Origin of the sequence: Phytoactinopolyspora endophytica (assembly GCF_004138495.1) — a bacterium.
GTDB lineage: Bacteria > Actinomycetota > Actinomycetes > Jiangellales > Jiangellaceae > Phytoactinopolyspora > Phytoactinopolyspora endophytica.
The window spans coordinates 84,426-96,792 of the sequence record NZ_ML142872.1 but is presented as its reverse complement, the minus strand read 5'-3'; the positions used below and the strand labels follow the sequence as shown (position 1 = coordinate 96,792).

The 12,367-nt window shown below is 68.3% G+C and carries 13 protein-coding genes and 1 pseudogene; 5 read left to right on the top strand and 9 right to left on the bottom strand.

Features of this window, described 5'->3' with window-relative positions; translation table 11 throughout:
* Together ELR45_RS31075 and panC are read right to left on the bottom strand one after the other, a co-directional pair.
* On the bottom strand, nucleotides 1-1,278 hold a 1,278-nt coding region (locus tag ELR45_RS31075), incomplete at its 3' end, for an L-aspartate oxidase (protein ID WP_205857618.1).
* Nucleotides 1,279-1,398: 120 nt separating this feature from the next.
* The gene (panC, locus tag ELR45_RS31070; RefSeq protein WP_205857617.1) at nucleotides 1,399-2,259 is read right to left on the bottom strand and encodes a pantoate--beta-alanine ligase; all 861 of its coding nucleotides are present in this window, start codon (nucleotides 2,257-2,259) and stop codon (nucleotides 1,399-1,401) included.
* Between the two features lie 224 nt (nucleotides 2,260-2,483).
* Between panC and ELR45_RS31065 the strand changes: the two genes are divergently transcribed.
* From ELR45_RS31065 to ELR45_RS31055, 3 genes are all read left to right on the top strand, one after another.
* Nucleotides 2,484-3,287 carry an ABC transporter permease gene (locus tag ELR45_RS31065; protein WP_129669761.1) on the top strand — a complete coding sequence of 268 codons (804 nt, stop codon included), beginning with the start codon at nucleotides 2,484-2,486 and terminating at the stop codon, nucleotides 3,285-3,287.
* Entirely contained in the window at nucleotides 3,280-4,083 is an 804-nt protein-coding gene (locus ELR45_RS31060) for an ABC transporter permease (RefSeq protein WP_129669739.1), read from the top strand. Before ELR45_RS31065 ends, ELR45_RS31060 begins: the two co-directional genes overlap by 8 nt.
* A 95-nt stretch (nucleotides 4,084-4,178) precedes the next feature.
* On the top strand, nucleotides 4,179-5,150 hold the full coding sequence (locus ELR45_RS31055; RefSeq protein WP_420813983.1) for an ABC transporter ATP-binding protein: 972 nt from the start codon (nucleotides 4,179-4,181) through the stop codon (nucleotides 5,148-5,150).
* Nucleotides 5,151-5,188: 38 nt separating this feature from the next.
* Here ELR45_RS31055 and ELR45_RS31050 read toward each other — a convergent pair whose 3' ends face one another.
* On the bottom strand, nucleotides 5,189-6,097 hold the full coding sequence (locus ELR45_RS31050; protein WP_129669737.1) for a Rossmann-like and DUF2520 domain-containing protein: 909 nt from the start codon (nucleotides 6,095-6,097) through the stop codon (nucleotides 5,189-5,191).
* A 39-nt stretch (nucleotides 6,098-6,136) separates the two neighbouring features.
* A complete protein-coding gene (locus ELR45_RS31045) occupies nucleotides 6,137-7,201 on the bottom strand; it encodes a LacI family DNA-binding transcriptional regulator (protein ID WP_129669736.1) in 1,065 nt (354 codons plus the stop codon).
* A gap of 187 nt (nucleotides 7,202-7,388) precedes the next feature.
* On the opposite strand from ELR45_RS31045, the gene ELR45_RS31040 reads away from it, so the two are divergent.
* Together ELR45_RS31040 and ELR45_RS31035 are read left to right on the top strand one after the other, a co-directional pair.
* Nucleotides 7,389-8,615, top strand: a complete 1,227-nt coding sequence (locus ELR45_RS31040) for an MFS transporter (RefSeq protein WP_129669735.1) — start codon at nucleotides 7,389-7,391, stop codon at nucleotides 8,613-8,615.
* Between the two features lie 194 nt (nucleotides 8,616-8,809).
* Entirely contained in the window at nucleotides 8,810-9,451 is a 642-nt protein-coding gene (locus ELR45_RS31035; protein WP_129669734.1) for a lipoprotein, read from the top strand.
* Between the two features lie 4 nt (nucleotides 9,452-9,455).
* Here the strand turns inward: ELR45_RS31035 and ELR45_RS31030 are convergent, their stop codons facing one another.
* The 5 genes and pseudogenes from ELR45_RS31030 to ELR45_RS43105 all read right to left on the bottom strand — a co-directional run.
* Nucleotides 9,456-9,893, bottom strand: a complete 438-nt coding sequence (locus tag ELR45_RS31030) for a hypothetical protein (RefSeq protein WP_129669733.1) — start codon at nucleotides 9,891-9,893, stop codon at nucleotides 9,456-9,458.
* Nucleotides 9,886-10,254 carry a hypothetical protein gene (locus ELR45_RS31025; protein ID WP_129669732.1) on the bottom strand — a complete coding sequence of 123 codons (369 nt, stop codon included), beginning with the start codon at nucleotides 10,252-10,254 and terminating at the stop codon, nucleotides 9,886-9,888. The genes ELR45_RS31030 and ELR45_RS31025 overlap by 8 nt, the downstream gene beginning before the upstream one ends.
* A gap of 150 nt (nucleotides 10,255-10,404) precedes the next feature.
* Entirely contained in the window at nucleotides 10,405-10,830 is a 426-nt protein-coding gene (gene panD / locus ELR45_RS31020; protein ID WP_129669731.1) for an aspartate 1-decarboxylase, read from the bottom strand.
* A gap of 21 nt (nucleotides 10,831-10,851) precedes the next feature.
* A complete protein-coding gene (locus tag ELR45_RS31015) occupies nucleotides 10,852-12,252 on the bottom strand; it encodes a PH domain-containing protein (protein WP_129669730.1) in 1,401 nt (466 codons plus the stop codon).
* Nucleotides 12,249-12,367: pseudogene (locus ELR45_RS43105) on the bottom strand (PH domain-containing protein); the annotation flags it as partial. The gene ELR45_RS31015 and the pseudogene ELR45_RS43105, both read right to left, overlap by 4 nt.

Genomic DNA, 12,367 nt, shown 5'->3' with positions numbered 1-12,367 from the left:
AGGCACGTCGGCCAGCGTCTCGGCCAAGTCGATCGCGATCCTGTGCCCCCACACCAACCCCTCCAGCAACGAATTCGAGGCCAGCCGATTGGCGCCGTGCACACCGGTCCAGGACACCTCGCCGCAGGCGTAGAGCCCCGGCACGGTGGTGCGGCCACGCAGGTCGGTCCGGACGCCCCCGCTCGCGTAGTGCTGAGCCGGGGCTACCGGCACCAGATCCGTCGCCGGGTCGATGCCGTACGAGCGACACCGGGCGACGATGGTGGGAAACCGTTCAGCCAGGAACTCCGCCCCGAGGTGCCGGGCGTCGAGCCACACGTGCTCCGCCGCCGTCTCCGCCATCGCGGTCACGACGCCCTTCGCCACGACGTCGCGCGGAGCCAGCTCGGCCAGCTCATGCCGGTCGGCCATGAACCGCCGGCCTTCGACGTCACGCAGATGCGCTCCCTCGCCCCGGACCGCTTCGGAGATCAGCGGCTGCTGCCCCTTCGCCGTGCGGCCGAGCCACAACACGGTGGGATGGAACTGGACGAACTCCAGGTCGACGATCTGCGCACCGGCACGCAGCGCCAAAGCCACTCCGTCACCGGTGGAGACCGGCGGATTGGTCGTGGAGGCGTAGACCTGACCGAACCCGCCGGTGGCCAGTACGACGGCGCGTCCCAGCGCCGCACCGACACCGTCGATCCGTCCCTCTCCGATGACATGCAGGCTCACTCCGCAGGCGCGTCCGTGGGCATCGGTCAGCACGTCGGTCACCAGCGCATGCTCGATCACGTCGATGCCCGGGTCTTCTTCGACGGCACGCAGCGCCTCGATCAGGGCCCGCGAGATCTCTTTGCCGGTGGCATCACCACCGGCGTGAGCGATCCGGTCGCGCCGGTGACCGCCCTCGCGGGTCAGCGCGATGGTGCCGTCGTCCGCGCGTTCGAACTCCGTGCCGAGCGCCGCCAGTTCACGGACCCGCTGCGGCCCCTCCGTCACCAGGGTCCGGACGGCGTCCTCGTCGCAGAGCCCGCCTCCCGCCATGAGCGTGTCGTGCAGGTGCTGCTCGGGGCTGTCCTCCGGTCCCAGGGCGGCCGCGATCCCGCCTTGTGCCCAGGCCGTGGATCCGGCCGGCAGTCCCGTCTTGGTCACCAGAAGCACCCGGCCGGCTTTGCGCGCCTCCAGCGCGATGGTCAGCCCCGCGATGCCACTGCCGACCACGACGACGTCCGCGTGCTCGGCCCACCCCGGGGCCTCAGTCAGCAGCCGGCGCGGCAAACGGAATTCAGTCACGAGGGAAAAGCCTACGGCGTCTTGAGCCACGGCGTCTCGAGCCATGGACAAGACTCCGGCAAACGACGTTCTGAAGAGCCCACCGAGATGCGAGGTAGCAGGGCGCCTACCTGGCCACCGTCATCCGGAAGTCGCGCGTCCTAGGTCCACAGCGATGTTGTCGAGCAACCTGGTCGAACCGATCCGTGCGGCGACCAGCAGTCGCGATTCACCGCTCGCCGCGTCGGATGCCAGGTCCGGCGTCCGGAGAACGAGGTAGTCGACGAGGAGCTCGGTGTGCCGCTCCAGGACGGCAACGGCGTCCCGCAACACGGCCTCCCGGCCGAGATGTCCGGCTTCAGCGCCCTTGGCCAATGCCTCCGAGAGCGCGGCAGCGATCGCCCGTTCGTCGGCGGAAAGGTACCGGTTCCGGCTGGACAGCGCGAGCCCGTCGGCTTCGCGGACCGTCGGTGCGCCCACGATCTCGTACGGCATCTCCAGGTCGTCCGCCATCCGCCGGACGAGTGTGAGCTGCTGGTAGTCCTTCTCGCCGAACACCGCATACGCGGGCACGGTGAGGTTGAGCAGCTTGGCGACGACCGTCAGCACGCCGGCGAAGTGGGTCGGCCTCGCAGCTCCCTCGAGCTCACGTCCCAGTGGGCCCGGATCGACTGTGACCCGCGCGTCGCCGCCGGGATACATCTCGGCGCGGGTCGGCGCGAACACCAGATCAACGCCCTCCGCCGCGCAGATGTTCAGGTCGTTCTCGAACGCGCGCGGATACCGGTCGAAATCTTCGCCCTCGGCGAACTGCAGCGGGTTCACGAAGATGGTCACGATCACGTGCCCGGTGTCGCCCACCAAGGCTCGGGCGTGGCGGATCAATGCCGCGTGCCCGTCATGCAACGCCCCCATCGTCATGACGACGCTGCTCTCGGCCTCGCCCTCCGCCAGCGCGTCCTGCAACTCCGCGCGCGTCCGGGCCACCACCGGTACGTCCACCAAATCCAACCTCTCGTCCTCGTCCCCGCGCTCACCAGTCGCGGTTGACGCGATCAACGAAAGCCACTAATATCACGTGCTCTTCGCGACCGGACCGGGCGGACATCTCGGGCCGTCGGAAATGCCTTATCTTCCGCCGAGCCCGAGGAGGTCTGCTGCGCGTGTCCATTGCACGCCTTCATCGATACCGCCCAACCGTGCGCCGGTCCATACGCCGGGGCGTCATGGATCCAGCCCGGTTGTTCGCCGCCCACGTCGCCATGGGCTTCCGCCGGTGGTCCACATACCGCCTGGCGATGGTGGCGGGTGCCTTCACCAACACGGTCTTTGGCCTGATCAAGGCCTACATCACTGTCGGGGCTATCGGCGCCGCGGGCGGGACTGTGGCCGGCTACGATGCCGCAACCGGTGCCACTTACGCATGGCTGGCACAGGCACTGATCGGCCCGGTCGCCGTCTTCGGCTGGCGGGAGCTGGCGCTGCGCATCCGCACCGGCGACATCGCCGTGGACCTGGCCCGTCCCGTCGACCCGCAGCTCGCGTTCCTCGCCGCCGACATTGGGCGTGCCGCGTACACGTTCATCCCACGCGGCTTCCCGCCGCTGCTCGTCGGCGCGCTGGTCACCGGGCTCGCACTGCCCACCACGCCACTGCCGTACGTGCTCGGCCTGGTCAGCGCGATGCTTGCCGTTGTGCTGTCCTTCGCCGGGTGGTGGCTGCTCAACCTGGCGGCGTTCTGGCTGCTCGACCTGCGCGGGGCGACCACGCTGTATCTGGTCGCGTCCAACGTCTTGAGCGGCATGATCGTGCCGGTCCACTGGTTCCCGGGCTGGCTGTGGACGGTCGCGTCCTGGACGCCGTTCCCGTCGCTGATCCAGACGCCGATCGACGTCGTCATGGGGCATGCGACGGGTACCGAGGCGCTCGGCCTGATCGGAACCCAGGCGGCGTGGCTCGCCGGGCTGCTCATCGCCGGCAGGCTCGTCTTCCGGGCAGGGGCACGCAGGCTGGTGGTGCAAGGTGGCTGATCGTCTCCGTCCGTACCGGGTCCTGCTGGGCTCACGGATCCGGTCGCAGACCGCCTACCGTCGCTCGTTCGCGATGGACGTGCTGGGCAGCATGTCCATCGGCGTACTGGAGTTCGCCGAGGTCTACGTGATCTTCGCCAACGTCGACGTGCTAGGCGAACTGGACTTCGCCGCAGCTGCCCTGCTCTTCGCTGTCGCCAACATCGCCTTCAGCCTTGCCGACCTGGTCATCGGGCACATCGACGCCATCCCCACCTACCTGCGCGAGGGCACACTCGACGCGTTCCTGCTGCGCCCACTGCCGGTTCTGGCGCAGCTTGTGACCAGCGACATCTCCCTCCGCCGGCTCGGACGCACGGCCATCGGCGGGGCGGTGCTGGCCGTCGCACTTCCACTCAACGAGATCGCGTGGTCGCCGGCGAAGGTGCTCCTGCTCGTCACCGCGATCGTGGCCGGAGCCGCGATCTTCGCCGCGCTGTTCGTGTGCGCGGCGGCCATACAGTTCTGGCTGGTCGAGGGGTCCGAGTTTGCGAACTCGTTCACCTACGGCGGCTCGTACGCGGCCGAGTATCCGGCCAGCGTCTTCGCGCTGCCGGTACGCATCCTGTTCGCCTTCGTCGTCCCTGCGGCGTTCGTCGCCTACCTGCCGACATTGGCGCTACTGGACATCCCCGGGCCGCCCGGCCTGCCGTCCTGGCTGGGCTGGTGTGGTCCGTTGATGGCTGTGGCGATCTGGGCCGTCGCCCTGCTCGGCTGGCGCGCAGGACTCCGCCACTACACCGGGGCCGGCTCATGACCACGGCCGTGCCCGCGATCAACCGCGCCGCGGGTGCGGGACGCCGCACGAGAGAAATCTTGGAGGGAAGACCATTGGACGGCCCGATCATCGACATGCGCGACCTCCGCCGCGACTTCACGGTGCGTTCACCCGCCCGGCGGCTCCGCCGCTCCAAACGAACGGTCCACGCGGTCGACGGCCTGACCTTCGCCATGCCGACCGGCTCCGCCATCGGTTACATCGGCGCCAACGGAGCTGGGAAGTCGACGACCATCAAGATGATCACAGGCATCCTGGTCCCGTCGTCCGGAGCCGTGCGCACGTGTGGACTGGATCCGATCCACCACCGCCGGCAGCTGGCCCGGAGAATCGGCGTGGTCTTCGGTCAGCGAACACAGCTGTGGTGGGACCTGCCACTGCGCGAGTCCTTCCGGACCCTGGCCGCGATCCACCGCCTCCCCGAGGCGACATGGCTGAAACGCCGGGACGAGCTCGTGGACCGGCTCGACCTCGGCACCTTCGTGGACACACCGGTCCGGCAGCTTTCCCTGGGCCAGCGGATCCGGGGCGAGATCGCCGCGGCGCTGCTGCACTCACCGCCCCTGCTGATTCTCGACGAGCCGACGATCGGCCTGGATGTGCTGAGCAAGGAACGGCTGCGGCTGTTCCTCACCGAACAACGCGATCTGCACGGCACCAGCCTGCTGCTCACCACCCACGACATGGATGACGTCCAGCGCCTGACCGAGCGGGTCATCGTGGTCGACCATGGCCGGATGGTGTACGACGGAGATCTGCCCGGCCTTGTCGGCCGAGTCGGTGCGCAGCGGATGATGGTGCTCGATCTGGTTGAGCCGTCTGCTCCGTTGTCCGACGTTCCAGATGCAGAGCTGGTCGGCGTCGAAGCGGAAGGCCTGCGTCAGCGGCTATCGTTCTCGCCCGAGCAGACCACCGCGGCCGCCGTACTAGCCGCCGTCGGTGAACGTACGGAAGTGCGCGACCTCAGCATCGAAGAACCGGACATCGAGGACGTTGTCCGCCGCCTCTACCTCTCCACGACACCTCCGCGTGATGCGGGAACATGACAGGCCGTGCTCGACGACGTGGATGGTTCAAGGAGCTCCTAACGCGTACCACCGCCGGGCGGCGAGGCAAGGATCTCCAGCAACGGCTCCGCGTCGGTCGCCTGGAGACGACCCGACGCCAGCGCGCGGGTGGCAGTCCGGCGCGCAAGCGCGGTGTACACGGCCGTCGCCTCGGGCATCGCGCCCTCTACCACGCGCAGGTGGTCAGCCACGGTCCCGGAGTCGCCGCGGGAAACGGGTCCGGTCAGCGCCTCGTCGCCCTGCCGCAAGGTGTTGTCCAACGCGGCCGAGAGCAATGGCGCCAGCGACCGATCCGGCTGCTCGACACCGGCGGCCCGGAGCAGATCCATCGCATCGTTGATCAAGGTGACCAGATGGTTGGCGCCGTGTGTCAACGCCGCGTGGTAGAGCCTGCGCTGTTCTTCAGCCACCCGGACGGGTTCGGCACCCATCTCGATGACGAGTGCCTCTGCCACCGGCCAGAGCGGCTCCGGTGCGGTGATGCCGAATGTAGAGCTGGACAGCCGCTGTAGGTCCACCGAGGTCCCGGTGAACGTGAGGGCAGGGTGCAACGCGAGCGGCAAGGCACCGGCCCGTGCGGCCGAGTCCAGCACCGAGACCCCGAACCGCCCGCTGGTATGCACGACGAACTGCCCGGGGCGTATCGCACCGGTGGTGACGAGCCCGTCTACCAAGCCTGGCAGGACGTCGTCCGGGACGCAGAGCAGTGCGAGGTCCGCTTGCTCGAGTACCTCCGGCACGTCAACGAGCGGCATGCCGGGCAGCAGCGTGTCGGCTCGCGACCGGCTGGCGACGGAGACACCGTAACCGGCGACGACATGGTGCCCGGCTCGCGCCAGCGCCGCCCCGAGAACTGCTCCGACTCGCCCGGTTCCGACGACGCCGACGTCGAGCCTCGCCGGACGCGTCCCGGTTTCTTCACTCACGGCGCCAGCGTACCCATGCAGTGTCCCGACGATCGTGGGTCATGGACCTGGCGGTGGCCCGGTGGTGGTGCCGATGCGGACCTTGATCGGCAGCCGAACGTCGTCAGGGCGACGGCCGGCCAAGATGTCCGCCACCATCCGTCCCGCGGCGCGCCCCTTCTCGACGAAAGGCTGTTCCACCGTGGTGAGCACATAGTCGTCGAGCCACGGCGTATCGATGCCGTCGAAACCGACGACGCTCAGGTCCTCCGGAACTCGTATGCCACGCGCATGCGCCGCCCTCATGACGCCGACGGCGAGGAGGTCGCTCTGGGCCACGATCGCCGTCGGCCGGTCGGTCTCCCCGGCGTCGAGTAGATGGGCAGCCGCCAGCTCGCCTTCCTCGATGAGATTGGTGGGCGCCTCGAACACCGGCACCCGCCCGAAGACCTCCTCCGTGGCCTGCAGACGCAACCGGACATCGGAGAAGCCGATTTCATTCCGGCGGGCATCATCCATCGGTCCACGGCGGCCGTCGAGCCTACTGGGCAGGGCTACGACCGCCACCCGTACATGCCCGAGTCCGAGCAGATGCCGAGCGAGCTCCGACGAGCCGCCGCGATCATCGATGTCCAGCACGGCGACATCATCACGGTGCGGACCGTCCACCGCCACGACCGAGATGCCCCGCTCGACGAAATGGTCCAGCAACGGGTCGTCGTCACGCCCGCACATCGCGAAGATCACCGCATCCATCGGCATCCGTGCCACCTGTGCCGGTGTCGGCCCGATGCGTGTCGCGTCACCGGAGATCAGCAGCAAACCGGAGTCCAGCGAGCTCAACTCCTCGGCGAGCCCGTCCAGCAGCCCCACCGCGACCGGGTCGCGGAACGCATACAGCAGCCGCTCCCCGATCAGGGTCGCGACGATGCCGGATCGTCCTTGCCGCAACGACCGGGCGGTCGGGTCGGGTCCGGTGTAGCCGAGCTCCCGGGCTGCCGTCAGCACCCGCTCACGGGTCTCCTGGGCGACCGGGCCGGCGCCGCTGAAGGCGAGTGATGCTGTGGACGGCGAGACGCCCGCTCGGACGGCTACCGCCGAGAGCGTGGTCCGCTGTGCGCCCACTCAAGCCACCTCCCCGGATACTCGATGACAAGCCTTACTACCACGCACGGCCGAGCGTGGCCAGACGACGCGAGGTCGGCGGCGATGCTCGGCACTTGCGCGTCTATGTGATTGACTGGCATGATATCGAATCGATTCGATCGAATCGATTCGACCCCCTTGTTCACACGTGACATCAGGACCAGCGATGCCTAGCTCCACAGACGTGCTCAGCACGCGTCAACCGGTGATGGCCCGGAACGCTGTCATGCTTGTCTTCGCCGCCAACGGCTTCGGCTTCGCATCGTGGATGGCACGTATCCCGCAGGTGAGAGACGCTCTCGGGCTGCAGCCCAGTGAACTGGGCCGGCTGCTGCTGGCGCTGGCCATCGGAGCTGTGATCGCCCTCCCGACGTCGGGCTTCGTAGTGAACAAGATCGGCGCCGCACGGACGGTGGCCTTCGGATCGATCCTGGCCGGCAGTGGCCTGGTCCTGGCCAGCATCGGCGTCGATCCCGTCGCGAGCGTTGCCGCCGTCGCCTTCAGCCTGGCCGCGCTCGGATACGGGACGGGCACCTGGGACGTCGCCATGAACGTCGAGGGCGCCGCGGTGGAACGTCTGCTCGGCCGGGCCATCATGCCTCGCTTCCACGCCGCCTTCAGCCTGGGCACCGTCATGGGTGCCGGCCTCGGCGCGGGAATGACCTGGCTCGAGGTTCCGGTCCCCATCCACCTAGGTGTCGTCGGCGGCGGCGTAGTCCTCGTCACGGTACTGAGTACGCGGCACTTCCTCCCGCGGCAGACCGAAAACGAGGACGACGAGACGCACAGTCGGGGGACGATCTCGGTTTGGCGTGCCTGGCGCGAACCGCGCACCCTGCTGATCGGCCTCCTGGTGCTCTCCTTCGCCCTGATCGAGGGGATCGCCAACGACTGGCTGGCTGTCGGGCTCGTCGACGGCTACAACGTGAGCAACGCGGTCGGGTCGGCCGGCTTCGCCGTATTCGTCACGGCCATGACCCTCGGAAGACTGTCCGGGACCTGGTTCCTGGACAAGTACGGCCGGGCCATGGTGGTGCGGTGCAGCGGCGTGCTCGCCGCGGTCGGCGCTCTCATGGTGGTCATCGACAGCCATCTCGCCGTGGCCGGCGTGGGGATCCTGCTCTGGGGTGCGGGCGCGTCGCTCGGCTTCCCGGTCGGCATGAGCGCCGCGTCCGACGATCCGGCGCGGGCACCCGCGCGGGTCAGCGTCGTCGCGTCGATCGGCTATACGGCGTTCCTGGCCGGTCCACCTCTGCTGGGCTGGATCGGCGACCATGAAGGCGTGCTCGCCGCGCTCACCGTCGCCGTCGCGGCGGGCTTGCTCGGCACCTCGGTCGCATCCGCGCTCCGTCAGCAGACCACGACGGACCGAACGCCGGCCGACCACCGTTGACCCAGTGGCGTCCCGGCCCCCTTCACCACGCCAGAGATACACGTCACGCACCCACCTTGAACCGATACCGCGTACCCGTCGTCCAATGATCGTCACGAGTTGTCCCGCGTCGGAAATCCGCTGCAGGACACTAGGTTGTTCGATGGTCCGGTACGTCCGCCTCAACGGTGGACAGATATGTGATGAGGAGTGACGTGCACACTTCCGCGGTAACTGGTCTGGCAGCCGTGATGCTCGTCGTCGCCGGCTGCAGCGGCTCGGACGATGCGGGACTGGATCCCGGGGAGACCGAGCCTGCCGACACGACGACGGCCGCCGCAGACCCGTTCGACGAGGGCGCCGTGGCGGCAGAGCCGATCGCCGCGCTGGCCGACGATGACGAGTGCGACGTGCCCATCACGTTCGATATCGCGGACGCCTGGACCGCCGAGAGCGTCCTGGCCGACCTCGACTTCGAGCAGGGAGGCCTGATGCCCGTGTGCGAAATCGACGCCAAGCCGGCCGGCTGGCTCGGCTACATCCGCGTCTGGTCCGGCCCTGCCGAGGACGCCGAGCAAGCCCTGGAAGAATTCCTCGCCGACGGAGCCGGTGAGGTCGAAGAGCCTGAGTCCCGCCAGATCGAGATCGCGGGCGTCGACGGCGTCGAGACGGCATATGTCCGTTTCCTGCCTGCCGTGGACGAACGCAAGCGGGAACGCGCGTTCGCGGTCAGCACCGGTGACGAGGTCGCCGTTGTGACGGTCAGCGGGTTCGACACCGAGGAGTACGAAGGCATGCTGCCCGCCTACATCCTCGCCCGGGAGACGGCACAGCTTCTGGCCGATGGCGCGGAATGACCCGTCACGGCCGGGCTTTTGTCCGCCGGAGCCAGAGCAGGCCGAACACCGGGAGGACGAGCGGGACGAACCCGTATCCACGGCCGTAGTCCGACCACACCGTGTCCGCGGGGAAGTCCACCACATCGGTGACCGTGATGGTGCCGACGACGAGCACCCCCACCATCTCTACGACGACGGCCGTGAGCGCGATCCGCCACGACGCCGCACCGGAACGGCTGAGCGCCACCGTCGCCACCACATAGACAGCGGCAGCGAACGCGGACAGCAGGTACGCGGTGGGTGCGTCGTCGAACTTGGTCAGGATCTGGTACAGAGCGCGTGCAGTCGCAGCGACGGCGAACACGGCGTACACGGCGACCAGCAGGCGGCCCGGACCACTGGTCCGGGTAACCCGCTCACCCTCCGGATCGCGGTCGCCGCTCAGAGACTGCTCAGACACCGGGTGCTCCGTCCCAGATGTCCTGCAGCCGCACCACCAGAGCAGGCACCACGAGCGCCGCGAAGACCAGCACCGAGGTCCCCCAGCGGGACTTCTCGGCAAGCGCCCAGAACAGCGCGACCGGAAGCAGCAGCACAGTGAACAGCAGGTAGCTGATGAAGAGCGCCGCGTCGCTCGGGCCATCGTCGACGATCATGACGACGAAGGCCACCACCATCTGGACCAGCAGCAACAGCTCGACGACGCCGGCGCCGATGACGAAGGGTTCGCGCGGGTTCTGGTTGCGCACCACGGCCACCAGAGCCCAGGTGGCGTAGAGCAACGACGACCCGACGATCGCGTAGACCAGAATGTCGACCACAGCTCATCCCACCACGGTGGCGGGGCCGGCGAGGACGCCAGGGCCAGCAATCTGACACAGCGCGGAAGGACAATCGAGCACGATGCCATCCTGCCTGACGCCGGCCGATGGCATGCACCCTGGGTATATCCCCCAGTCAGGACCACACGGTCAGGTGGAGGCCTTCACGAGTGTTCCCGGGATCTGGCCATCGGCTCCGGGCACGGGCTCGGCCGCGTCCCTGCCGGTGGCGACGGTACGGTTGAACTCATCGACGTGAACGATTCGCGGCTCGAGCGCACGGATCTCAGCTTCGTCGAACATCCCGTAACTGATCAGGATCACCAAGTCGCCCGGTTGCACCAGCCGCGCCGCGGCACCGTTGATCCCGAGCACACCGGACCCGCGCTCGCCGGGGATCGTGTACGTCGTCAGACGGGCGCCGTTGGTGATGTCGACAATGTCCACCTGCTCGCCGGGGAGCAGGTCGGCCGCATCGAGGAGCTCCTCATCCACCGTGACGGAGCCGACATAATGAAGGTCTGCCTGCGTCACCGTGGCCCGGTGAATCTTGCTCTTCATCATCGTGCGGAACACGTTGTCACTTTCCTTTCGGCCTCACTCGCTCGATGCGCTCGGCCGAGCGTCACCGTCGGTGTCACCTTGGGGAACACGCGGAGCGTGCTGCGTCATCCATTGTTCCCGAACATCCTCCCTCCGCGCCAACTGTGCACGTTGGGTCTGTTCCTCGACGAAGCGGAACGCCTCCTCCGGCAGGCGATGACGGATCACCGCGTTCACCGGACCCGGCGTCGTGTCCACGTGTGCTGTCGCCAGGTTGAGCCGCCGTTGGACCGGGCCTTGCGTCACCCGGACGCTCTGTGTCTTCGCATGCGGCACCACGGTCAGGCGTCGAGTGAAGCGCCCATCCCGCACGACGACGATCTGACGGTCTGCGCCGTAGGCCATCCGGCTCCACTGAATAGGCCGCAGCCACCGTGCGCGTTTCGGCGCTGGGTTCAGCTCGACCGTGCTCGGCTCGGCGTCGAGAACCTGCTGGACGATCTGAATCGCCTCGGCCATCGGCGCCACGGGAAGCAGGGTGGACGTACGAGTCGTCGTTTCTCCCGAGTTGTTCCCGGCGTAACCGGCCACGTCCACATGGACTTCGGCCCAGCCCTTGGGCCGCCAGAGCAGCGGCTGCCGGACGAATACGCCCTGAACCCGTCCTGGCGGAACTGTCTGGTGGACGGTGTCGAGCAGACCCTTCCGGATACGGTAGCCGTCCGGCGAGTGCGCCAACGTGAACCCGAAGTTCTGCCCGAGCTGCGTCCACAGGGCGTAGCCTGTGGCCAACAGTCCGGGCAGCATCGCGCTGACCAAGCCCAGCCGGGCCTGGGCCGGCACCAAGACCAGAGCGACGATCACCGCAACCACGAACAGGACGCCGGAGACGAAACCGCCGGACAGCACCGTCGACCACACCAGGGTCCGGAGTGGAGTCTCGTGAATCCGGCGCTCCGGAGCCTCCGGCGTGTCCGCGTCGATGCCGGCGGCCCGGGCAAGCAGCTCGGCTCGGAGCCGTACCGCATCGTCGCCGGACAAGTACTTCAGCGGAGCCTCCGACTTACCACCGCCGGCCACCTCCATGCGCAGCTCGGAGACGCCCAGCAAACGCCCCACCAGGGGTCGGTTGACGTCCACCGCCTGCAACCGGTCCATACGGACCCGGCGGGACCGCCGCATGAGCACACCGGAGTCGATCCGCAGGGCGTCGCCATCGAAGCCATATCGAGTGAACCACCACGACACCGCCCCGGCGATGGTTCCGAGGATGACGAAGCCCATGCCGATCGCCACGTACACGGCTATCGGGCCAGGCTCCCGCAATGCTCCCTGACCCATCACAACCACGACCGCCGCGAAGTATCCCCACCCCCGCAGCAACGGTGTGAGCGGATGCAGACGCTTGAAATGCTCCGGCGTGCCCGTGTCGGGCACGCTCGCATCGCTGCTCACAGTCCTGCTGCCTTGGCCTCGCCGAGTGCCGAGAGGCGGTCACGCAGGCGAGCGGCCTCATCGGCGGGCAGCCCCGGAATCTTCGCGTCCGTCGCCGGCGACGCCGTGTGCAGTT